The organism is Macrococcus equipercicus, assembly GCF_004359525.2.
GTDB classification, from domain to species: domain Bacteria; phylum Bacillota; class Bacilli; order Staphylococcales; family Staphylococcaceae; genus Macrococcus; species Macrococcus equipercicus.
On sequence record NZ_SCWC02000002.1, the window covers coordinates 458,712 to 481,178 of the forward strand.

Below are 22,467 nucleotides of genomic sequence, written 5' to 3' on the forward strand. Positions count from 1 at the left end.
GTCATCCCACCTTTTATTATATTATACAACAAAAAACACCTCATACCCCAATCAAGGTATAAGGTGGTAAAGACTCATTTATTTCTCTACTGACACTTGAACAGCTGGTTCGACTGCTTCTCTGATCAGTTCATCGAGCTCTAGACTGTACTGCTGCTGCTCGGCGTCTGTGTAATTGAGCAGTCTGGTCATCGTTTCGATGACTGCTTCTTTATAGTTGTATACCGTTCTGATATCAAAGTACAGTGCACCAGTTCTCCGGACGAAGAAGTCAGCCGGTTTGTAGACCATCTCATTTTGGATGCTGTAGACAAGTTCGCTGTATAGCACTAACGGCAGACCATTCACTTCATCATCCAGGCTGGCGTGGGCGATACTGAACAATTGCGGCGCATTAGAGCCGTAGCGATTTATAAGCTGCAACTGCTCTTCTGCTGACAAGCCGAGCGCCGGGTTATTGTTCATCATATCCGCCTTATATTCTTTAAACCCTTTAGACCCGCCGACATCTCCACCGGAAATCGGTGTATGCTTCGTCTGAGACGCCGGGAACTTCATGCCGTACTGCTCTTTCAGACGTTCTGCCACTAAGTCCACAATCTCTTCGGCCATATGCCGGTAGCCTGTCAGCTTACCGCCGGCAATAGTGAGCAGCCCGGAATCGCCTTCCCATATTTCATCTTTACGGGAGATTTCAGAAGGATCTTTACCTTCCTCAAGAATGAGCGGGCGAATACCTGCCCATGTTGATTCAATGTCTTTGTCTGTCACATTGACTGTCGGGAACATGTAGTTGATGGCTGCCAGCAAGTAATCCCTGTCTTCTTTAGTGACCAGCGGCGCTGTCTTCTTGTTGTTATAGAACGTATCGGTCGTACCTACATACGTCTTGCCGTCCCGTGGAATCGCAAAGATCATCCGCTTGTCTTGCTCTGTATCGAAATAGACTGCCTGTTTCAATGGGAAGACACTGCTGTCGAAGACCAGATGGACCCCTTTAGTCAGTCTCAGCTGCTTGTTATTTTTAGAATAGTCACCGCCGCGCACTTCATCTACCCACGGGCCGGAGGCATTGACGACCTTTTTCGCGAGAACTTCGAATTTATGGCCGCCGATCAAGTCATCAGCATTGATTCCGATCACCTGCTCATCACGGTCATAGACAAATCCTGCCGCCTTTGTATAGTTGATGATGTCAGCACCGTATTCCGCGGCACGTTTCATGACTTCAATCGTCAGACGTGCATCATCTGTGCGGTATTCCACATAGTAGCCGCCGCCCCGCAGACCGTCCTGCTTAACGAGCGGTTCCCGTGCTATCGTTTCTTTGACTGACAGCATTTTTCTTGTCTCTTCTTTTTTGACGTCTGCCAGAAAATCATAAACTTTCAGCGCGATGGATGTTGTCAGCGGTCCGAACGTGCCGCCTTTATGCATCGGCAGCAGCATGAATTCAGGCGTTGTAACGTGCGGTCCATTTTCATAGACAATCGCACGCTCTTTCCCTGTCTCAGCGACCACACCGATCTGCAGCTGCTTCAAATAGCGCAGTCCGCCGTGGACCAGTTTAGTCGATCTCGAGCTCGTTCCTGCTGCAAAGTCCTGCATCTCAACGAGAGCCACTTTCATGCCGCGCTGGGAAGCATCGAGAGCGATACCGGCACCGGTGATACCACCGCCGATGACTACTAGATCATATTCTGTACGATTCATTTTAGAAATAATCTGTCCACGATTTAAACTTGAGAATAACATATAATTTCCCCCTAAAAAAATTGAGACTCTGCCTACATATAATGTATTCAAAGTCTCATTTCTCTGCTTAATTATTAACTTGTATTAACTATAACATAATAATGTCAGATGTTCTAATATTATGCTTAGCGTTTCGGTTTGAACACTTGTGTCGCTTTGACGGCCTGCTGCCATCCTGAGTACAGCTGTTCACGAGATTCGCTGTCCATCTCTGGTGTGAACTCACGGTCAAGCTTCCAGCGTGTTTCAATCTCATCTTTAGATTCCCAGAAACCGACTGCAAGTCCGGCAAGATATGCGGCACCAAGTGCAGTCGTTTCATTGACTTCAGGACGCTGGACCGGCACATCCATAATATCGGACTGGAACTGCATGAGGAAGTTGTTTTTAACAGCGCCACCGTCCACCCGTAAATTCTTAAGCTGAATGCCTGAGTCTTTCTCCATCGCATCCAGGACGTCACGCGTCTGGTAGGCGAGTGACTCAAGCGTTGCACGGATGAAGTGCTCTTTCTCTGTGCCGCGCGTAATGCCGAATACTGCACCGCGTGCTTCAGAATCCCAGTACGGTGTACCGAGACCGACAAAGGCAGGGACGACATACACCCCTTCAGTCGATTGAACACGAACAGCGTAGTCCTCGGATTTCGCGGAATCGTTGAACATGCGCAGCCCGTCACGCAGCCATTGTATCGCACTGCCTGCTACAAAGATTGAACCTTCAAGTGCATAGAACACTTTACCGTCGATACCGCAGGCAAGCGTTGTCAGCAGACCGCTGTCAGATTTCACTGCTTTCTCACCTGTATGCATCAGCATGAAGCAGCCTGTGCCGTACGTATTTTTTGCCTGACCCGCTGTGAAGCAGGACTGACCGAACAAGGCTGCCTGCTGGTCACCGGCGATCCCTGCGACGGGTACTTCCTGACCGAAGAAATGATGCTTCACAGTATGACCATAGACTTCACTAGACGGTTTCACTTCAGGCAGCATGGATTTAGGCACGGTCAAATACTCAAGCAGCTGCTCATCCCACTTCAGCTCATAGATATTGTACATTAATGTCCGGCTCGCATTCGTATAGTCCGTGACGTGAATCGCACCGCCTGTCAATTTCCAGACAAGCCATGTGTCTATCGTCCCGAATAACAGATCGCCGCGCTCCGCTTTTTCCCGTGCGCCTTCAACATTGTCAAGAATCCATTTGACTTTTGTGCCGGAGAAATAAGGATCAAGCAGCAGTCCTGTCTTATCGCGGAACTCCTGCTCCAGCCCCTGTTCTTTCAAGTCGTTACAGATGTCCTGCGTCTGACGGGACTGCCAGACAATGGCATGGTAGATCGGACGGTCTGTCGTCTTATCCCAGACGACTGCGGTTTCACGCTGATTCGTAATACCGATGCCGGCAATCTGGCTGGCATTGATGTTCGATTCGGTCAGTACGGAAGCGAGCACCGCAAGTGTCGTTGACCAGATCTCGTTGGCATCATGCTCCACCCATCCTGACTGCGGAAAATACTGCTTGAACTCTCTCTGTGAGACGCCGACGACCTGACCTTCCTTGTCAAAAATCATCGCCCGAGTGCTTGTTGTTCCCTGGTCAATTGATAAAATATATTTCTCCATCCATAATCTCCTCCTACATTAATTTGGCTTCTTCGCCTTTAAGCACTGCTTTGTTCAACAAGACACCGAGCAGCAGTGTCAGCAGTGTCACTACTAACGATACCCATCCTATCAAATTAATCTCACCCTTGAACAGCAGATGATAAAGCGTGGCACCAAGCATACTGCCGGCAATCGGACCGAGCACCGGCACAATCGCATATTTCCAGTTTGAGAAGCCTTTATTCGGAATCGGCAGCAGTGCATGCGCAATACGCGGACCAAGGTCACGGGCAGGGTTGATCGCATAACCTGTCGTTCCACCAAGACTAAGACCAATCGCAATAATCAATGCCCCGACAATTATAGGATTCAAACCATCCGTGAACTTGTTGGCACCGATGAACAGCAGACCCATCATCAGAATCATTGTCCCAAGAATCTCAGAAATAAAGTTGGCGACAAAGTTCGGATAGACAGGACCTGTAGAAAATACACCAAGCTTCGCTCCCGGATCTTCTTCGTCAGCAAAATGCGGCATATAATGAATCCAGACAAGCACTGCACCGATAAACGCTCCAATCATCTGCGCGAGAATATACATCGGCACTTTACTCCACGGAAACGCACCGTCGACAGCAAGTCCAATCGTCACTGCAGGATTCAAATGAGCGTCTGTGATCTGCCCGACGGCATACACACCCATGACAACTGCAAGCCCCCAGCCGACTGCTACAACAATCCAGTCACTGCCTTTTCCAAGGGCGCCTTTTAGATTGACGTTCGCAACAACTCCGCCGCCGAAAAGAATCAAAATGGCCGTGCCTACTAATTCAGCTAAAAATTCACTCATCTCATCTACTCCTTCATATAGTATGCCAATAAACAGGAAAAACCACTATTCATAATCAATAGATTAAAAATAATGGTCTCAAGTCTCGTCCGATTTATTAACTTAACCTCATGTTAACTGTTTTTGCAAACGCTGTCAAATCATTCTTTTATGGCTTCGGTTCATAGTGCTCCCAGAGTGGTCTGTGACTTGTCGTAATGAGCTCTGCACCGTGAGCTATAGCCGCTTCTACTTCTTCGACCGTCTCTATTAAACCACCCGCTATAATCGGTTTATCGGTCTTTGCCTTCACTTGATTGATGACTTTTGATGCGATGCCGGGCATCACTTCGACGAAATCAGGAGCCGCCTGCTGAATGAGCAAGAAGCTGCGCTGCAGTGCACTCGTATCAAGGATAAAGACCCGCAGCACTGTCTTGACACCGAGATGATTCGCTTTTTTCACAAGTTTCGGCTTCGTCGTGATGATACCGGCCGGCTTATACTTCTGGACGATATATTCGACTGCTGCTTCATCGGTCGACAGCCCTTTAATAAGGTCCAGATGAATATAAGCCTTCTTATCTGCTGATTTCAGCAAGTTCAATATGTTCGTCAAGTGACCGATATGTGTATCGAGAATAACACAAGTGTCGTAATTCATCGTGTTGAACCGTTCTATATCTTTTATTTCCCGTATTGCCGGTAAAATCATTACATCACCCGCTTAAATAGTTTTTCCAGGTCGTAGCCCGTGAATTGGATGGTGATCGGTCTGCCGTGCGGACAAGTATACGGCTCGGAAGTGAAACTGAGCTCCTCAATCAGCCGCGCCATATCGGCATGTCTTAAATAATGATTGGCTTTAATCGATTTCTTGCAGCTCATCATGATCGCCGTGTCCTCCCTGAATTTATTCAGGTCGACCGACTGATGATTCAAGCAGTAATCGATAATATCCTTGATCGTCTCTTCAGCATTCGCTGGAAACCATACCGGGACTTCCTGCACGATATAATCACTGCCGCCGAAGTTCTCAAGCACAATACCTACGGCGTTCAGTTCGTCAAGATGACGGTTGATGCGCAGCGCTTCATCATTTGTGAATGTAAGTGTCAACGGAAGTAACAGCGGCTGCACATCATGCGTCACCTGCCCGATCCGCGTCTTGAAGTATTCATATTTAATCCGTTCCTGTGCAGCGTGCTGGTCAATCATATACATGCCTTCGTCGTTCTGCGCGATGATATAAGTCCCATGCACCTGTCCGACGACTTCCATGAAAGGCAGCTTACGCTCACGCGGCTGGTCAAGTGGCGCTTGTTCCGGCGTTTGTTCCAGCGGTGGTTGTTCCGGCAGAGGCTTATTGTCACGCTGGGTCACCGGCGTTTCCGGCAATGCTTCTCTGATCACTGCTTTCACTGCCGGCGGCTCGACTGCTGGATCAGCAATCAGCTGCTGGTCATAGCTGAATTTCTGCTGCTCAAACTTCTCCAGCACTTTGTTCTTTTTAACGTCTACTTGTGGAATCAGTGAGCGGCCGAGCAGTGCCTGCTTGATCAGCTGTTCTATCAGCGCCATCAAATCCGCTTCCTTCGACAGTCGCACTTCCTGCTTTGTCGGATGGACATTGACATCGACAAGCGCCGGGTCCATCTTAATATGGAGAGCGGCAATCGGATAACGGCCGATCGGCAGCAGCGTGTGATAGGCAGTCATCATGGCTTTTGTCAGCATGAAATTACGGATATAGCGGCCATTGATGAACAGCGAGATATAATGACGGTTCGCACGCGTGTGTTCTGGCTTCGCGACGAGACCGGTCACCTCGTAGTCTCCGGTCTGCCCTGTGATCTCTACTAAGTCACGGGCAATCTTCATGCCGTAAATCGATGCCATCACTTCAGCGAGTCTGCCGCTGCCTGTCGTCTGCAGCATCATTTTATCATCCGCATAGAACGTGAAGCGGATCTTTGGATGGCTCATCGCAAAGCGGTTCATCATATCCGTGATTTTGCCGAGCTCGGTATGCAGACTTTTGACGTACTTCAGCCTGGCCGGCGTATTATAGAACAGGTCGCTGACCGTAATCTCTGTTCCCTGCTTAGCACGTGTCAATGATTGTTCCATGCGGCCGCCTGCAACCGACAGCTGGTGACCGATCTTGCCGTCCGCACATGATTTCATGACGACTTTACTGACTGCAGAAATACTGGCGAGCGCTTCACCGCGGAAACCGAGCGTCCGTATATGAAATAAATCATGGTCACTGTTAATTTTACTTGTGGCATGACGGCCAAACGCAAGCGGCATATCCTCCTCCAGTATACCTGCACCGTTATCGCTGACCGTAATAGTCTGCAGACCTGCTTCAGTGACTTTCACCGTAATCTGGGTGCTGCCTGCATCGATTGCGTTCTCGACCAGTTCCTTGACGACAGAAGCAGGCCGTTCGACAACTTCTCCTGCGGCAATTTTATTGGCAAGCTGGATATCCAGCTCCTGAATGATGCCCATTAACGTCCACCTGCTTTATCCTGGAGTTCCTGCAGCTTAAGCAATGCTTCAATCGGTGTCATCCGTGCGATATCAAGGCGTGTCAATTCTTCTTCGACGCCTGAATCAAACAGCTGAAAAGCTGTCTGTTCATAGACCGGTGTTTCTTTGACGGACGGCTGCTCAAAGTGTGTGAGAATCTCACGTGCCCGGCTGATGACCGGTTCAGGCAGCTCCGCCAGCTGTGCGACGTGGATACCATAACTGTTCTCAACCGCGCCCGGCATCACTTTATGCAGGAAGATCAGCTCCCCGTTGTATTCCTTCGCTGCCACGTGAATATTGTTCAACCCGCTGAGCGTCCCGTCCAGCTGCACGAGTTCATGGTAATGCGTCGAGAACAATGTCTTCGCCTGAATGTGATCATGAACGTATTCAATCATCGCCTGGGCGAGACTGATACCGTCGTATGTCGAAGTGCCCCGCCCGATCTCATCAAAGATGATCAGACTGTTTTTTGTGGCATTGTTCAGCGCATTTCTAGCTTCCAGCATCTCCACCATAAATGTACTCTGGCCGGACACTAAGTCATCTGCTGCACCGATCCGTGTGAAGATCTGGTCGAAAATCGGCAGCTCTGCCCGGCTGCACGGGACAAATGAACCCATCTGCGCCATCACACTGATGAGCGCAACCTGCCGCATATAAGTACTTTTACCTGACATATTCGGTCCTGTAATCAGATAGATGAAGGCATTATCATGCAGTTCGCAGTCATTCGGTACATAGTCCTCACGGTTCATTACCTGCTCGACGACCGGATGACGCGCATCACTTAAATTCAACATACGCTCGTCTGAGAACTCCGGCCGCACATAGTCATTTTTCTGTGAGACTTCGCTGAAATTCTGCAGCACATCAAGCACCGCTATTCTTTTAGCTGCTGCCTGCAGAAGCGTCAAGTAGGACTTCAGCGTCTCTCTCAACGTGACAAACAGCTCATATTCCAGGTCAACCGCTTTTTCTTCAGCACCGAGAATGAGTGTCTCTTTTTCTTTCAGCGACTCTGTGACGAAACGTTCTGCATTCGATAATGTCTGCTTGCGTGTATAACCGAAGCGGTCCGCATCAAACTGATGCAGATTCGCTTTTGAGATTTCAATATAATAGCCGAACACTTTGTTGTAGGCGACTTTCAGTGAACGTATGCCTGTTTTATCGCGCTCCTGCTGCTGCAGTTCACTCAGCCACAGCTTCCCGTCTTTAGAAGCCGCCCGGTAATGGTCCAGCTGCTCATTGAATCCGGCCTTGAAGACCCCGCCTTCTTTAATCGACTGCGGTGCCTCTTCATTCAGCCCGTCAAGAAGCGTGACAATATGAGCCAGCTCATCAGCCGGAATCTGCTCGATATCGAGGCGGCTCAGGAGCTCATTCAATACCGGCAGCTGCTCCAGCGAATATTTCAGCTGGACCAGGTCCTTCGCGTTGACGTTACCATAGCTGATGCGGCCGACAAGCCGCTCGATGTCATAAACGTCGTTCAGCGCCTGGCGCAGTTCATCCCGTTCCAAGAAATGCGCATTGAATAGTTCCACATGATTCAATCGGTCTTCAATCTGACTTTTACTGATCAGCGGCCGTTCAATCCATTCTTTCAGCAGGCGATGGCCCATCGGTGTTTTTGTCTCATTAAAAATGGACAGCAGCGTGCCTTTTCGTGTTTTCAGCCGGATGCTTTCTGTCAGTTCAAGATTGCGCTTCGCATAAAAATCAAGCCGCATATAATCAACCGCGTGATAATACACCGCCGGCTCAATATGAGCGAGGTTCCGTTTCTGTGTCATCGTCACATAATCGAACAAGAGATGGACTGCAGGCTGGAGCGTTTTCTCTAACTGTCCGGCCTGCTCGGGTAAGTCCGTTGACAGCTGGTCGTGCACTGACAGGACAGTCGTCACTGCCTTTATTTTCGCAGTCAGCGTATGACTGAACGGTTCAGCAGTAATGATCTCGCTTGGTTTCACTGCTGCCAGTTCATTGAAGAATGTCTCTTCATCGCACAGCGTCACTTTCAGTTCTCCCGTGGATACATCACAATAAGCAATATTAAAATGCTCTGCGAGAGAGACAGCCATCAAATAGTTATGACTGTCTTCATCAAGTGATGTATCCATCACGGTGCCGGGTGTGATGATCTGCACGACTTCCCGTCTGACCATTCCTTTGACTTCGCGCGCATTCTCCATCTGTTCGCAGACCGCGACTTTATATCCTTTCTCAATCAGCCGTTCAATATAGCCGCGTGCTGAATGGTGCGGGACACCGCACATCGGTATCGGATTTTTCTTGTCACGGCGTGTCAGTGTGATTTCGAGCTCTCGTGCAGCGGTCAGTGCATCGTCATAAAACATTTCGTAAAAGTCACCAAGGCGGAAAAATAATATACTGTCCTGATGTTCTTCTTTCATCGCTAAATATTGTGCCATCATCGGCGTCGGTTTCATACACTTCAATCCTTTATAACTTAATAATGCCGCGTTGAATAATCAAGGGGACCCTCCATGTTCTCCTCCTGATGTAAAAAATAGCCGATTCATACTGAACCGGCTCATGTTTTAGTTTCCGCAGCCAGGTGCTGAATTCGCACGCTGCGCTCCTGTTTCTCCTGCTAAATAATCGCCACCGGTAGAAATCACAATCTCATCGGTGACGGTCTGACTGATTGCGTGTGACACCATCTGCAGCAATGAATTGACTTCTCCCTGCGCTTCTTTGAACTGATCGACAAGCGGCATCTCGTCCAGTTCCTTCTCGACGTTCTCGATTTTTACCTCCACCATTGTCAACGCTTTTTCCTTGCCGTAATTCTCGAAGTTCACTGCCTGCTTCTGCAGTGATTTGAGCGATGCCATCTTCTCACGGACGGTCTGATTCTCATGAATCTGCGCTTCCGCACGTTTGAAGAAGTCCACCGCTTCTGTATTGGCCATCATATGACCGAGTTCTTTTGCTTTTGCTAAAATTTCATCATTTGTATACATCAATTTGCCACCTCTACTGGTTCTATTATTTCAATCAGTTCACCGTTCATTGAATAGCGTTTTGTTTCCGTCACGCGGACGCGGACAATCTTGCCGACAGCGTCAAGCGGCCCCGCAAAGTTGATGAGCTTGCTCTTATCAGTGTAGCCTGCTAAAATCGCATCGTTTTTCTTAGACGGGCCTTCGCACAGGACAAGCACTTCCTGTCCTAAGTAAGACGCGAGTTTATGCTCTGTATGATGCTCGACGACTTTGTTCAGGCGCTGCAGCCGGTCTTTCTTCTCACGCATCGGCACATTATCCTGCATGTTAGCGGCAGGCGTCCCTTCACGCGGTGAATATAAATAAGTATAGGCATGCTCGAAGCCGACGCGCTCATACAAATCTATTGTATCTAAAAACTGCTCTTCCGTCTCATTCGGATACCCGACAATAATGTCTGTCGTCAGCGCGACGTCCGGCAGTGCCCGGCGGATATCTTCAACAAGCTGCAGATAACTTTCCCGTGTATATTTACGGCCCATGATCTTCAGCACTTCGTTATTACCCGACTGCACCGGCAGATGAATGTGCGGCATAATATTACCGCCGCGGGCAATGACTTCAATCAGCCGGTCATCAAAGTCCCACGGGTGACTTGTCATAAAGCGCACGCGCGGAATATCAATCTTCTGGATGTCGGCCATTAAATCACCGAGCCCGTAGTCCAGCCCTTCGATGTCTTTACCGTACGCATTGACGTTCTGCCCGAGCAGGGTGATCTCCTGATAGCCCTGGCGTGCGAGGTCGCGCACTTCACTGATGATTTCCTGCGGCAGACGGCTGCGTTCCTTGCCCCGTGTAAACGGCACAATGCAGTAAGTACAGAACTTATCACAGCCGTACATAATATTGACCCATGCCTTAATCTTGCCGGTACGTACTTTCGGCAGATTTTCAATAACGTCCCCTTCTTTGGACCAGACTTCAACAACCATCGCCTTAGACATATAGGCTTCTTCCAATATCGCGGGCAGCCGGTGTATGTTGTGCGTACCGAAGATCATATCGACATTCTGGTAAGATTTCATGATTTTGTTGACGACTGATTCTTCCTGGCTCATGCAGCCGCATACGCCGATCAAGACGTCCGGTTTTTCAAGCTTCAAATGTTTCAAGTGGCCGATCTCACCGAACACTTTGTTCTCTGCGTTCTCACGGATCGCACATGTGTTCAGCAGCACTACATCTGCCTCGTTGACATCATTAGTCGCGGTATATTCCAGTGCTTCAAGTATCCCGGCCATCACTTCTGTGTCATGCTCATTCATCTGACAGCCGTATGTACGGATGAAGAATTTACGGCCGCGGCCGAGACCTTTATATTTCTCTTCTATAGTAAAGTCATTATGATACTGAATACTTTCTTTGCCCCGCTTTTTGGCGTCTTTTAAATTCGGCGGCTGATAGACGTGCTCGAAATATTTGCTGTAGTCTTTTTCAGGCTGCTGCTCTGTCTGAGCTTCAGCGCCGGCTAATCTACTTTCTTCATTCATTAAAAACCCTCATTCCGCTTGTTAATCCTCTATATAGTATATTACTAAACAGGCGTTTAATCAAAGGTTTTTAAGCTAGTCAAGCAGCTCGTCAAAGTCGGCATGAGCACTGTTGACCATGCTGTAGTAGATGCCGCGCTGTTCGAGCAGTTCTTCCTGATAACCCTGCTCAATGATTTCACCTTGCTGCAGCACGATGACTTTATCTGCTTTTTTGACGGTGTTCAAGCGGTGGGCAATGACGATGCTTGTCCGGCCGGCCATCAATCTGTCTATCGCTTGCTGCAGCTTCATCTCAGTCACCGTGTCGATGGAACTCGTCGCCTCATCAAGCAGTAGAATCGCCGGATCCAGTACAAGCGCCCGTGCAATGGCAAGCAGCTGCTTCTCACCTTGTGACAGGCTGGAATCCTCCCCTGCTATGACAGTGTCAAAGCCTTTATCCAGTCTGACAATAAAGTCATAGGCATTCGCATCTTTCGCTGCCTGAATGACTTCTTCATCGGTCGCATCCAGCTTGCCGTATTTAATGTTGTCAGCGATTGTGCCGTCAAACAGGAAAGGGTCCTGCAGCACGTAGGCGATCTGGCTGCGCAGCGTCTTCCGCGGGATATCCCGCACGGAAATACCGTCTATTAAAATATCACCGCTGTTAATATCATAGAAGCGGTTGAGGAGCTGGACGATTGTCGTCTTCCCGGCACCGGTAGCACCGACAAGCGCCACTGTCTCACCCGGCAGGACATCAAACGTGACATGATTGATGACATTTTTCTGCTGTTCCTCGTCATACTTGAACGTCACATCATTGAACGTGATGCTGCCATTGATCTGCAGGCTGCGGTTATCGTTATCAATATCCGGCTCTGCAGGTTCATCGAGGATGGAGAAGACCCGTTCCGCGCCGGCCAGTGCTGACAATACTTCATTGAACTGGTTGGCAAGGTCAGACAACGGCCGCGTGAACTGTCTCGCATATTCGGCGAAGATGACAATCGTACCGACCGTCACACCGTAGCCGTTCAATGCCAGCAGGCCGCCGACACCTGCAACAACCGCGAACGAAATATTGTTCAGCAAGTTCATGACTTTCGGGATAAAACTTGAGTACGTAATCGCCCAGAAGCCATTTTCACGCACGCTTCGATTCTTCTCTTCGAAGCCGCTGATCACCGCCTCTTCCTGCGAGAAGACTTTGACGACCTGCTGGCCGGAAATGATCTCTTCGATATAGGCGTTCATTTCGCCGAGCGCATGCTGCCGTTTTTTGTAGAGCGGTCCAGTCCGTCGTGTGATCCAACGTGTAGCGAAAAACATCAGCGGGATGATAAGCATCGTCAGGACGGTCAGCAGCGGACTGAGCATGAGCATGACAATAATTGTACCGACAAGTGTCACAATACTTGACGTGAACTGGATGAACGATGAGTTCAGCACTTTCGAGATGTTTTCTATATCATTGGTCATCCGGCTCATCAGTTCACCGTGCTGCCGCTTGTCAAAGAACGGAATACTCAGCGACTGCATGTGGCTGAACAGCTGCATCCGCAGTCTGTATATCGCTTTCTGTGCGATGTCGACCATGAAGTATGCAGCAAGATAAGTCAGTGCAGACAGGGCGATATAGACTGACATGAGCAGCAGCAGCTGGTTGAGCAAGCCGTCAAACTGTTGCGGAATAATTTTGTGGTCAATGATCTGACCGATGATATAAGGACCGATTAAACTGAGGAGCGACGTGATGATGACCAGGAGAATCACCGCAACGAGCAGCCACTTGCGGTCTTCCATCAGCTGCCATAATCTGTAGAGCGTCTGCTTCCAGTCTTCAGCCCGCTTGACTTTCTTCTTGGGCTTACGCTTTAAATCTTCAGCAGTCAATATTCTATCGTGCGAGAAAACGTTTTTAATCATAATCTGTCCCCTCCTGGCTGGCTACAATGTTCTGGTACAGCGTCGACTGCTGCAGCAGCTGTTCATGCGTACCGAGACCTTCCATCCGGCCATGGTCAAGCAGTAAAATCTGGTCGGCTGTCTTAGCGGTATGCACTTTCTGCGTGACGATGATGCGTGTCATTTGGAGCTCTTTCAATGCATCGAACAGCTGATTCTCTGTATGGATGTCCAGTGCTGACGTACTGTCGTCGAGTATTAATATCCCGGGCTTGCGGATCAAGGCCCGCGCAATCGCCAGCCGCTGTTTCTGGCCGCCGGACAAATTGACGCCCTGCTGACCGACCCGAGTCTCATACTGCTGGTCAAAGCTCATGATAGATTCATGAATCTGCGCAAGCTGTGCCGCATCAGCGACTGCTTCAGTCGTCGCATCATTATCTCCCCAGCGTACATTATCATTGACGCTGCCCGTAAAGAGCACGGTCTTCTGCGGCACATAGCCGATATAATCGCGCAGCGCATTGACGTTCCAGTCATCGATGTTCCGGTCATCAATCGTGATGCTGCCGGACGTCGCCTGATACATCTTCGGAATCAGACTGAGCAGCGCTGACTTACCTGAGCCGGTCTGTCCCATAATGACGAATTTCTCGCCTTTATTCACGGTGAATGAGATATTTTCCAGCACATAGTCATTGGATGCCGGATACTTGAAGGACACACGGTCAAATATCACGTTGCCCGCAGTATGCGCTTCACCGGAATCGGCAGCCTCATAAGCTTCATCTGCAGGTGTCGTCAATATTTCACTCATGCGGTCAGCGCTTGCCTTAGCGCGGGAATAGCTGATGATGATAAAGGCAAACATCGAGAAGCCGCCCTGCATTCTGAGCGCATAGTTGATGATCGCGACTAGATGGCCGACCGCTATAGCATTGGCGCTGATGGCCGCTGCCCCGAACCAGATGACCGCAAGCAGTGACAAGTTCATGATGATCAGCAGCACCGGCATAATGCTCTCCATCAACCGCATCGCTTTTATTGTGTCTGTTTTAAGCGGTGTGGCGATCGTGTCGAACTTCTCGGTTTCGTACGGGCCGTTCAAGCTTGATTTGATGAGGCGTACGCCTTCTAAATTCTGCTGGATAAACCGGTTCAGCCCATCCATCCGCTGCTGAATGCGCAAAAAGATCTTCATCCCGGCTCGCGCTGTCACAAATAAGAAAATGGCAAGGAATGGCGTCCCGATGACCAGATAAACCGCAATGTCCGGCGCCACAACGAAGCTCATGATAATACTGCCGATGACCATTAGCGGTGCTTTCAGCATGATTCTGAGACTCATGAACAGCACCATTTCAGTCGCAATGACGTCACTCGTCAGCCGGGTGATGATGCTTGACGTTCTGAAGCGGTTCAATGTTTTGACGGAGAAATTCTGAATCCGCCGAAAAATGGCATTACGCAGATCATAGGAGAACATATGACAGACGTGCGCCGCTATGTAGGAATTGATGATACCTGACACAAATGCCGCTACACTGATAGCGACCATAATCAGTAAATACTTGCTGACATATGCCGTGTCGTTCTTTAATATGCCGTTGTCAATAATATGACTCATCAGCACAGGCGCATACAGGTCGACGCCAAGTTCAACGAACATCAGCAGCAGTGCACAGACAATCAGCCCTAAATAAGGCTTCGTAAACTTAAGGATAACTCTCATTTTATCACCGATCTTTCGTAATCCGATATATTTATTCATATTATGCCACATTACTTGTTAGGTGGGAATTTATAAATCTGTTGCTTATAAAATAAACCATCATTATAATGAGGTAGATTGAAACTTACTGAAATGGAGTCTTTCTATGAACATCATATCCAGTCTCATTGATTTTATTTTACATATTGACGACTATCTTGTGACTATCGTCAAAGACTACGGCACGATGACCTATGCGATTCTGTTCCTCATCGTTTTTGTCGAAACAGGTCTTGTCATCATGCCGTTCCTGCCGGGTGATTCCCTGCTGTTTGCTGCAGCGGCTCTCGCTCCTCAAGGCGCCCTCAACATATGGCTGCTGTTCATCGTCTGTGTCATAGCAGCCGCGCTTGGTGACACTGTCAACTACCACATCGGTAAGGCAGCAGGACTCGGTGTGACGAATCACCGGACATTCGGCCGCTTCATCAAAACTGAGCATCTTGAGAAAGCGACGACTTTCTTCAACAAATACGGCGGAAAAACAATTGTCATGGCCCGCTTTATGCCGTTCATCCGGACATTCATTCCGTTTGTAGCAGGCGCAAGCCGCATGCATTACAGCTACTTCATTCTTTATAACATTATCGGCGCTGTCGTATGGGTGGCTGTCTGTCTTGGGCTCGGCTACTTCTTCGGCAACCTTCCAGTTGTCAAAAACAACTTTGAGGTTGTACTCATTCTGATTATCGTCGTCTCTGTGCTGCCTGCTGTCATCAGCGGTATACGCGGATTAATGGCTGGGCGTCAAAAATAACCACTTCTCACATGAGAAGTGGTTTTTTGGTTATCTCAATAAGTCCAGCAGTTCATGACGCAGCACTTGAGTGTCCTCAGCGCTCAGGCGTGACGTATCATGCACCTGCTGAATGACAGCAGGCTTGCCTTCAAGCACAGCGACTTTATCAGACAGCTTAACGGCTTCTTCAATGCTGTGCGTGATCATCAGCACGGTCCGCTGCTCCATAGCCAGTATTTCTTTCAGCCACTGCTGCATGTCAATGCGGGTGACTTCATCAAGCGCGCTGAACGGTTCATCGAGCAGCAGCAGACTTCCCGGACTGTTCAGCGCCCGGATAAATGACACCCGCTGGCGCATACCGCCGGACAGCGTACTTGGCATCGCGTCTTTTATCGCAGTGAAACCGCACCGTTCAATCAGCTGCAGTGTCCGGGCGCGGTCTGCTGTCCCGCGTATCTCCTGACCGAGCTCCACATTCTCAAGCACAGTCCGCCACGGCATGAGTGACGGTGTCTGCGGCATATAGGAGACGTGACCCGTATGACCGGTAATCGCCTGTCCACCGAGCAGCACATCACCTCCGGCAGGCGTCATGAGCCCGCCGATAATATTGAAGAGCGTGGTCTTCCCGCTGCCGGACGGGCCGAGCAGCGTGACAAACTCTCCTGCTGTGACAGAGAGATTAATGTCCTTTAATACTTGGTGACTGCCGAAGTGGTGCGCAATATGACGTAATTCCAGTAAGTCAGCGATGCCACTTCACCACCTTTCGTTCCAGCAGCAGAATGACGCCGTATATAATGAGCGCAAACAATATGATCCAGACGATGGCTACAAACACTTTGTCCACTTGAAAAGCACGCTGTGAGAGAATCATATATTTACCGAGCCCTTTATCACTGCCGAGCCATTCCGAAATGATGGCCCCCATCACTGAATAAGTGCCCGCAATGCGCAGACCATTGAAGAAGTACGGCAGCGCGTTCGGCCACTCAAGTTTTGTGAAGAGCTGCATTTTGCGCGCGCCGCTGATCTTCATGTACTTCATTAAATCTTTGTCAGCCGACTTAAAGCCCTCCAGCAGACTGACAGTGATCGGGAAGAAGCAGACGAGCGTGATGACGATCAGTTTCGGCAGCAGACCGAAACCGAACCAGATGACAAGCAGCGGCGCAATGACGATGACCGGAATGTTCTGGCTCATAATCAGCAGCGGATAGACAAACGGTTCAAGCGCCGGCACTAAATGAAGCACGACCGCAACCGCTATACCGAAGACGACTGACATGACGATGCCTTCAAGCACCAGCATGACTGTCGGAACGAGATGAACCCGGTAGTCACTGAAGCCCGTGACAAATTCCCGGACGATCGCAGATGGCGCGGGCAGCGTATACGGGTCGACATGGAGCAGTCTGACAAGCGCTTCCCAGATGACAAGGAGAACGAGCATGAACAGACCAAACTTCAAATAATACGTCATCGGTAGTTCTTCACGAGCTCTGCCATCGACGCATCAGCTGCGTGATAGAACTTCACCTGTGAAATCACACTTGTGCAGTCTAGTTCCATCATCCGCCGGTTCATCTGCCCAATGAGCGGCAGCAGTTCTGCCATAGTGCCTTCTATCGTTGTTTCAAGTGGTGACACGAAATAAGGCAGCCCTGACGCGTCGATAACAGCGATCGCTGCGTCGACATACGGGATGACATCCTCCCCGCCCGGTGTCTTTGGAATGATCTGAATGCTCATTAATGTATCAGCCATGTCTATTCCTCCACGAATTTGTTAGTATAAGCTTGTTCCGGGTTGAAATCTTTCTTGATGACTTTATTCTTCTTCATGAACTCCCCGAAGTTTTTCCAGACAGCGGCATCCTGCATGCCCCAGCTTGAAGCATCGGCTTGGTATTTGTCTTTCAAGTACTGCTGGCTTTGTTCTACGAGTTCGCGTTTATCTTTCAGTTCCGGCGCTTCTTTGATTAAGATGTCAGCACTTTTCTTCGGCTCTTTGATCGCATATTCATAACCTTCTTTAACCGACTGCATGAACGCTCTGACCGTCTTGCTGTCTGATTTGATGTACTTCTCATTGGCGATGAATAACGGCGTATAGTAATCGAGGTTTTTATCATAGTCGATCAAATACTGCATGTTCACTTTCTCACCGCGTGTCTCAGCTTCAATACCTGTCCAGCCGTAGAACACCCAGGCGAAGTCGATATTCTTCTTGGAAGCCGTGAAGAAATCTGTGTCACCGATATTGACGATTTTCACATTTTTTGAGTCCGCCCGCTCTTTTTTCATGATCGCGTTGATAAACGGCTCCTCTATCGGTGCACCGAAGCCGCCGTAAGTTTTTCCTTCATAGTCTTTCGGCGACTTGATGTTTTTATCGGCAAGGCTCATGAAGCCGCTCGTATTATGCTGGATGATCGCGCCGATGGACTTGACCGGTACGCCTTCTGTGCGCTCCTGTGTCAATATTTCCTGTGAGCTGATACCGAACTGCGCTTTACCTGCCGCCACCAGCTGATCCGCTGTGACATCACCCGGTGTTTTAATGGTCACATCAAGACCGTGCTTCTTGAAATAACCCTTCGCCTCTGCGACATAGATTCCTGTATGGTTCGTGTTCGGTGTCCAGTCGAGCATCAATGTCACTTGCTTCAGTTCCTTACTGTTACTTTCCTCTTTCTTGTCCGCCGTCTGACTGCCGCACGCTGCCAGCAGCAAGCAGGACGACCCGATGATCAATGCCTTCTTCACAATTTTTCCTCCAATAAAAAACACACAACCTCAAGAAGGGTTGTGTGCAAAGACACTTCCCTCCGCCAGCATTAACTAGATCAGGTCGATAAGGGTTTAGGACGCATCCAGTCTCAGCACTCAAGTGCTCCCCCAGTGTTTTTTCTATATTTCACTCATGTGATTACTTAAATTGTAACATAAGTTCGTTGAAATCTTCTTCTTTTATTTCGATATTTTCTTTGACAAGTGACGGGCTGTAACCGTCAATCTGGTCAGCGTAGCTTTTTGTCACAGTGTCCTGATAGACAATACCTGTCACTAAACCATCATGCGCCATCACAGTGGACAGGGCAAGTGCCTTATTTGACGGGTCATAGCCGTCAATCGTGCTGAGCTTCGTAATATTCTCTTTGAACCAGTCGTATGTGTTCACTTTGTTGTAGGTCACACATGGCGAGAAGACATTGATGAATGAGAAGCCTTTATGCTGTATACCCGCTTCAATGATGGCTGTCAGCTCTTTAATGTCTGACGAGAAGCTCTGAGCGATGAATGTCGCCCCGCTTGTCAACGCCAGCTGCAGCGGTGATACGTTCTGCTCGATAGCACCGTGCGGCGTCGTCTTAGTGACAAATCCCGGCGCTGAGCTCGGAGACGTCTGACCTTTCGTCAAGCCGTAGATCTGGTTATCCATCACGATATACGTGATATCGATGTTTCGGCGCAGCGCATGCACTGTATGCCCCATACCAATCGCGAAACCATCACCGTCACCACCGGAAGCGATGACTGTCAGCTCCTGGTTCGCCATCTTAACGCCCTGCGCAAGCGGCAGCGCACGGCCGTGAATAGAGTGGAAGCCATATGAGTTCACATAGCCTGACAAACGACCGGAACAGCCGATACCTGTAATGATCGCCAGGTTCTCAGGTTCGAGACCCGCGCCCGCTGCCGCTTTCTGGATTGCAGCCTGCACGGAGAAGTCACCGCAGCCTGGGCACCAGTTAGGTTTTACGTCATTTCTAAAATCTTTGAATGTAGCCATTTATAATAACTCCTTTGCAGTCACAACAGAATTGATCTGTTCTTCAATTTCGTGCGGCAAAATAGGTGTGCCATCGTATTTCACGAAGCTGTGAATTTTATTTTGATGATTCACGTTCATCTTGATGATCTGTGCCAGTTGTCCCTGATAGTTGTTCTCAGCGACGATGACACGTTTCGCTTTATCGAATGCCTGCTGCACTTCTGCTGTCGGGAATGGATGCAGCTGCTTGATGTGCAGGTGGTTCACAGATGCATCCACGCGGTCCATCGCTTCTTCGATGGCACCGTATGTTGAAATAAAGCCGATGACAAGCACGTCCGCCGCTTCAAATCCACCGGTTTCAACGACCGGCTCTGAAATTTTTAAGTTCGCGATTTTTTCCATCCGTTTTTTCATCTGCTTAATGCGGTTGACAGGACTTTCAGACGGTTTGCCGTCTTCTGCATGTTCCACGCCGGTAACATGATGAATGCCGTTTTTAACGCCGGGAACCGTTCTCGGCGACACGCCTGACGCTGTCACTTCATAACGCTTGAAGTAGTCTTTGTTTTCGCGCTCAGGTACTTCTGTGACCAGGTTACCGCGCTCTATTTTAATGCGGCTGTAGTCAAGTTCAGGCACGGTCTGCTTACCGAGTGATAACTGCAGGTCGCTTAAAATAATGACCGGACACTGGTACTGTTCCGCCAGGTTGAATGCTTCCACTGTTGTATAGAAGGCATCTTCTGCGGTAGTCGGTGCCACAACAATCTTCGGAATATCACCGTGCGTACCGTAGATCATCTGCATCAAGTCTGACTGCTCCTGCTTCGTCGGCAGTCCAGTAGATGGGCCGCCGCGCATCGTGTTGATGACGACAAACGGCTGCTCTGTCATACCGCTCAAGCCGATCGCTTCCATCATCAGTGATAAGCCGGGACCTGCTGACGCCGTGAATGATCTGACCCCCGCATAGTTGACACCGATCGCCATGACCGCCGCTGCAATCTCGTCTTCCGTCTGGATGACTGTACCGTTAAACTTCGGCAGCTTGTCAATCATGTATTCCATGATTTCAGAAGCCGGCGTAATCGGATAGGCTGCCATAAAGCGTGCACCGCCTGCAATAGCACCGAGTGAGATCGCTTCGTTGCCGATCATGAACAGATGGCCGTTCTCACCGCTCTCTTCAAGATTGAACATATCGCCAATCTCACTGCCGTATTTCACCATTTCCTCAACGCCGAGCTGAAGCGCCTGTTTATTAAGCGCAACGATTTTGTCGCCTTTTTTCTTGAACAGTGACTCCACTAACGCTTCAAACGGTTCCAGTGACATGCCGAGCAGCTGAGCCGTCGCGCCGACCGCCACCATGTTTTTCATCAGAGCGGTGCCCAGTTCTTTAGCGATTTCTGTAAAATTAATCTCGACGAATAAACCCGTGTAATCTTCCGGTTTTTCCGGCGTGAACTTGCCATCCGCTAAAATAATACCGTTCTCATTTAATTCGTGGTAGTTTAAATCAATCGTCTCCTGATCGAATGCCACCAATATATCTAGGTCATCGCTGATTGCGTAGACCGGTGTCGTAGAGACACGAATTTTATTATTTGTATGGCCGCCTTTAATACGGCTTGAAAAATGTCTGTAACCGTAAAGGTAGTATCCTTGTCTGTTTAATGCTGTTGAAAAGATCTCCCCTGTTGATTCAATCCCTTCACCTTGCTGTCCGCCAACTTTCCACGAAATTTGTGATCTCACATCACTAACCTCCTCGAATTCTCTTCATCTAATATAACAGAAAACCTCCACCAGAACATGTCTGGTGAAGGTTTTCACATGAAAATCATACTAATGGCCGATAAACGGATGATCGTCATTGATTAAAATCCGCTCAATCTTTTTCGTGCGGCCTGTTTTATCGAGCTCGATGAATACACCGGATAGCATACCGCGGCCGGTATCATGCAGCACGTGCTTGACCGGCAGTGCCGTCAGGAAGCGGTGGATGACCTCGTCCTTGTTAATACCGAGTATGCCGTCGTAATGGCCCGTCATCCCTACATCTGTAATAAACCCTGTGCCGCCCGGCAGCACCCGCTCATCAGCGGTCTGAATATGTGTATGCGTGCCGACAACCGCACTGACGCGGCCGTCCAGATAATAACCCATCGCGCCTTTCTCAGATGTTGTCTCCGCGTGGAAATCAACAAAAATATAAGGCGTCTCTTTCCGCGCTTCAGCGATCAGTTCGTCCGCCTTCTTGAACGGGCAGTCAATCGCCGGCATAAACGCCCGGCCCTGCAGATTGATCACCGCAAGCTTGTCCTGATTGAAACGCACCATCTTCATGCCGACACCAGGTGCCTCGGCTGGATAGTTCGCAGGCCGGATCATCTTGATGTCCTGGTCCAGCAAGTCATAGACCTCACGCTGACCATACGTATGATTGCCGAGCGTCACCATATCCACGCCCTGCGTCATCATTGACTTATAGATCTTCTCCGTGATACCTCGGCCATGAGCTGCATTCTCGCCGTTCACAATCGTCACGTTCGGTCTATATTGACTCTTCAGCTGCGGTAAATATGTCTCCAGCATATCGCGCCCGATTGCACCGACGATATCACCGATAAATAATAGTCTCATTATTAACTCCTTTAGTTCACATGTATATTATTTTTCAAAATGCTGCTTATGATTTTTATCCAAGTAAAACTCAAGTTTCACTTGATCTTTACTGGTCCGGTAGTAGTAATAGTAGTTCGGATCACCTTTCACTTTCACTTCCACCATGTAGTTTTTGTCACCGCTTCTGTTGGCCATAAATCCTTTTGCCTTGAAGTCCTCTTTCTTCACGTGCTGTTCCTTCACCATGTATTCAGCAACACGCTCCTGCACAGTGCTCACTTTGTACTGAATGAAGCCGTATATACCGGCAAACAGCATCGTGACAACAAGCACAATGCCTATCAGCCATCTCATCGTTTTATTCGTCATACTGTCGTTCCTTTCCTCGTA

19 protein-coding genes and 1 riboswitch are annotated in these 22,467 nt (G+C 49.1%); of the genes, 1 reads left to right on the forward strand and 18 read right to left on the reverse strand.

What is annotated here, in order from left to right; genetic code table 11:
- Positions 1 to 78: 78 nt before the first annotated feature.
- The 10 genes from ERX35_RS04955 to ERX35_RS05000 all read right to left on the reverse strand — a co-directional run bounded on the left by ERX35_RS04955 (position 79) and on the right by ERX35_RS05000 (position 14,927).
- Positions 79 to 1,755, reverse strand: coding sequence for a glycerol-3-phosphate dehydrogenase/oxidase (locus ERX35_RS04955; protein WP_149458807.1), 1,677 nt, complete (start codon positions 1,753 to 1,755; stop codon positions 79 to 81).
- Between the two features lie 125 nt (positions 1,756 to 1,880).
- Entirely contained in the window at positions 1,881 to 3,380 is a 1,500-nt protein-coding gene (gene glpK / locus ERX35_RS04960) for a glycerol kinase GlpK (protein WP_149458808.1), read from the reverse strand.
- 13 nt (positions 3,381 to 3,393) lie between these two features.
- Positions 3,394 to 4,212 (reverse strand): MIP/aquaporin family protein, encoded by an 819-nt coding sequence (locus tag ERX35_RS04965; RefSeq protein WP_149458809.1) that lies wholly within the window; start codon positions 4,210 to 4,212, stop codon positions 3,394 to 3,396.
- 148 nt (positions 4,213 to 4,360) lie between these two features.
- Positions 4,361 to 4,906, reverse strand: a complete 546-nt coding sequence (locus tag ERX35_RS04970; RefSeq protein ID WP_149458810.1) for a glycerol-3-phosphate responsive antiterminator — start codon at positions 4,904 to 4,906, stop codon at positions 4,361 to 4,363.
- The gene (gene mutL / locus ERX35_RS04975; RefSeq protein ID WP_149458811.1) at positions 4,906 to 6,708 is read right to left on the reverse strand and encodes a DNA mismatch repair endonuclease MutL; all 1,803 of its coding nucleotides are present in this window, start codon (positions 6,706 to 6,708) and stop codon (positions 4,906 to 4,908) included. Before mutL ends, ERX35_RS04970 begins: the two co-directional genes overlap by 1 nt.
- Positions 6,708 to 9,191, reverse strand: a complete 2,484-nt coding sequence (gene mutS, locus ERX35_RS04980; protein WP_149458812.1) for a DNA mismatch repair protein MutS — start codon at positions 9,189 to 9,191, stop codon at positions 6,708 to 6,710. The genes mutL and mutS overlap by 1 nt, the downstream gene beginning before the upstream one ends.
- A 111-nt stretch (positions 9,192 to 9,302) precedes the next feature.
- Positions 9,303 to 9,728, reverse strand: coding sequence for a YlbF/YmcA family competence regulator (locus tag ERX35_RS04985; protein ID WP_149458813.1), 426 nt, complete (start codon positions 9,726 to 9,728; stop codon positions 9,303 to 9,305).
- Positions 9,728 to 11,263 (reverse strand): tRNA (N6-isopentenyl adenosine(37)-C2)-methylthiotransferase MiaB, encoded by a 1,536-nt coding sequence (gene miaB / locus ERX35_RS04990; RefSeq protein WP_149458814.1) that lies wholly within the window; start codon positions 11,261 to 11,263, stop codon positions 9,728 to 9,730. Before miaB ends, ERX35_RS04985 begins: the two co-directional genes overlap by 1 nt.
- A 75-nt stretch (positions 11,264 to 11,338) precedes the next feature.
- Positions 11,339 to 13,177 carry an ABC transporter ATP-binding protein gene (locus tag ERX35_RS04995; protein ID WP_149458815.1) on the reverse strand — a complete coding sequence of 613 codons (1,839 nt, stop codon included), beginning with the start codon at positions 13,175 to 13,177 and terminating at the stop codon, positions 11,339 to 11,341.
- The gene (locus tag ERX35_RS05000) at positions 13,170 to 14,927 is read right to left on the reverse strand and encodes an ABC transporter ATP-binding protein (RefSeq protein ID WP_342779907.1); all 1,758 of its coding nucleotides are present in this window, start codon (positions 14,925 to 14,927) and stop codon (positions 13,170 to 13,172) included. The genes ERX35_RS04995 and ERX35_RS05000 overlap by 8 nt, the downstream gene beginning before the upstream one ends.
- A gap of 106 nt (positions 14,928 to 15,033) precedes the next feature.
- Between ERX35_RS05000 and ERX35_RS05005 the strand changes: the two genes are divergently transcribed.
- Positions 15,034 to 15,684: a VTT domain-containing protein gene (locus tag ERX35_RS05005; RefSeq protein ID WP_149458816.1), complete on the forward strand. Its 651-nt coding sequence runs from the start codon at positions 15,034 to 15,036 to the stop codon at positions 15,682 to 15,684.
- Positions 15,685 to 15,714: 30 nt separating this feature from the next.
- On the opposite strand, the gene ERX35_RS05010 is transcribed toward ERX35_RS05005, so the two are convergent.
- The 8 genes from ERX35_RS05010 to ERX35_RS05045 form a co-directional block, all read right to left on the reverse strand.
- Positions 15,715 to 16,422: an ABC transporter ATP-binding protein gene (locus ERX35_RS05010; RefSeq protein ID WP_342779910.1), complete on the reverse strand. Its 708-nt coding sequence runs from the start codon at positions 16,420 to 16,422 to the stop codon at positions 15,715 to 15,717.
- Positions 16,415 to 17,152 carry an ABC transporter permease gene (locus ERX35_RS05015; RefSeq protein WP_149458818.1) on the reverse strand — a complete coding sequence of 246 codons (738 nt, stop codon included), beginning with the start codon at positions 17,150 to 17,152 and terminating at the stop codon, positions 16,415 to 16,417. The genes ERX35_RS05010 and ERX35_RS05015 overlap by 8 nt, the downstream gene beginning before the upstream one ends.
- The gene (locus ERX35_RS05020; RefSeq protein WP_149458819.1) at positions 17,149 to 17,436 is read right to left on the reverse strand and encodes a thiamine-binding protein; all 288 of its coding nucleotides are present in this window, start codon (positions 17,434 to 17,436) and stop codon (positions 17,149 to 17,151) included. The genes ERX35_RS05015 and ERX35_RS05020 overlap by 4 nt, the downstream gene beginning before the upstream one ends.
- 2 nt (positions 17,437 to 17,438) lie before the next feature.
- Positions 17,439 to 18,437: an ABC transporter substrate-binding protein gene (locus tag ERX35_RS05025; RefSeq protein ID WP_149458820.1), complete on the reverse strand. Its 999-nt coding sequence runs from the start codon at positions 18,435 to 18,437 to the stop codon at positions 17,439 to 17,441.
- Positions 18,438 to 18,477: 40 nt separating this feature from the next.
- A riboswitch (TPP riboswitch) is annotated at positions 18,478 to 18,581 on the reverse strand.
- A 19-nt stretch (positions 18,582 to 18,600) separates the two neighbouring features.
- Positions 18,601 to 19,464, reverse strand: coding sequence for a 2-oxoacid:ferredoxin oxidoreductase subunit beta (locus ERX35_RS05030; protein WP_149458821.1), 864 nt, complete (start codon positions 19,462 to 19,464; stop codon positions 18,601 to 18,603).
- Complete coding sequence (locus tag ERX35_RS05035; RefSeq protein WP_149458822.1) at positions 19,465 to 21,207, reverse strand: 2-oxoacid:acceptor oxidoreductase subunit alpha; 1,743 nt, start codon at positions 21,205 to 21,207, stop codon at positions 19,465 to 19,467.
- A gap of 90 nt (positions 21,208 to 21,297) precedes the next feature.
- Entirely contained in the window at positions 21,298 to 22,095 is a 798-nt protein-coding gene (locus ERX35_RS05040) for a TIGR00282 family metallophosphoesterase (protein WP_149458823.1), read from the reverse strand.
- 27 nt (positions 22,096 to 22,122) lie between these two features.
- Positions 22,123 to 22,431, reverse strand: a complete 309-nt coding sequence (locus ERX35_RS05045) for a DUF3139 domain-containing protein (protein WP_170234543.1) — start codon at positions 22,429 to 22,431, stop codon at positions 22,123 to 22,125.
- Positions 22,432 to 22,467: the final 36 nt, after the last annotated feature.

Coding starts and splice junctions, on each gene's coding strand:
- mutL (WP_149458811.1), bottom strand. CDS start 6,708: ATGGGCATCATTCAGGAGCTGGATATCCAGCTTGCCAATAAAATTGCC.
- ERX35_RS05040 (WP_149458823.1), bottom strand. CDS start 22,095: ATGAGACTATTATTTATCGGTGATATCGTCGGTGCAATCGGGCGCGAT.
- glpK (WP_149458808.1), bottom strand. CDS start 3,380: ATGGAGAAATATATTTTATCAATTGACCAGGGAACAACAAGCACTCGG.
- ERX35_RS05045 (WP_170234543.1), bottom strand. CDS start 22,431: ATGAGATGGCTGATAGGCATTGTGCTTGTTGTCACGATGCTGTTTGCC.
- mutS (WP_149458812.1), bottom strand. CDS start 9,191: ATGAAACCGACGCCGATGATGGCACAATATTTAGCGATGAAAGAAGAA.
- miaB (WP_149458814.1), bottom strand. CDS start 11,263: ATGAATGAAGAAAGTAGATTAGCCGGCGCTGAAGCTCAGACAGAGCAG.
- ERX35_RS05005 (WP_149458816.1), top strand. CDS start 15,034: ATGAACATCATATCCAGTCTCATTGATTTTATTTTACATATTGACGAC.
- ERX35_RS05000 (WP_342779907.1), bottom strand. CDS start 14,927: ATGAATAAATATATCGGATTACGAAAGATCGGTGATAAAATGAGAGTT.
- ERX35_RS04985 (WP_149458813.1), bottom strand. CDS start 9,728: ATGTATACAAATGATGAAATTTTAGCAAAAGCAAAAGAACTCGGTCAT.
- ERX35_RS04965 (WP_149458809.1), bottom strand. CDS start 4,212: ATGAGTGAATTTTTAGCTGAATTAGTAGGCACGGCCATTTTGATTCTT.
- ERX35_RS04970 (WP_149458810.1), bottom strand. CDS start 4,906: ATGATTTTACCGGCAATACGGGAAATAAAAGATATAGAACGGTTCAAC.
- ERX35_RS05030 (WP_149458821.1), bottom strand. CDS start 19,464: ATGGCTACATTCAAAGATTTTAGAAATGACGTAAAACCTAACTGGTGC.
- ERX35_RS05015 (WP_149458818.1), bottom strand. CDS start 17,152: ATGACGTATTATTTGAAGTTTGGTCTGTTCATGCTCGTTCTCCTTGTC.
- ERX35_RS05020 (WP_149458819.1), bottom strand. CDS start 17,436: ATGGCTGATACATTAATGAGCATTCAGATCATTCCAAAGACACCGGGC.
- ERX35_RS04995 (WP_149458815.1), bottom strand. CDS start 13,177: ATGATTAAAAACGTTTTCTCGCACGATAGAATATTGACTGCTGAAGAT.
- ERX35_RS04955 (WP_149458807.1), bottom strand. CDS start 1,755: ATGTTATTCTCAAGTTTAAATCGTGGACAGATTATTTCTAAAATGAAT.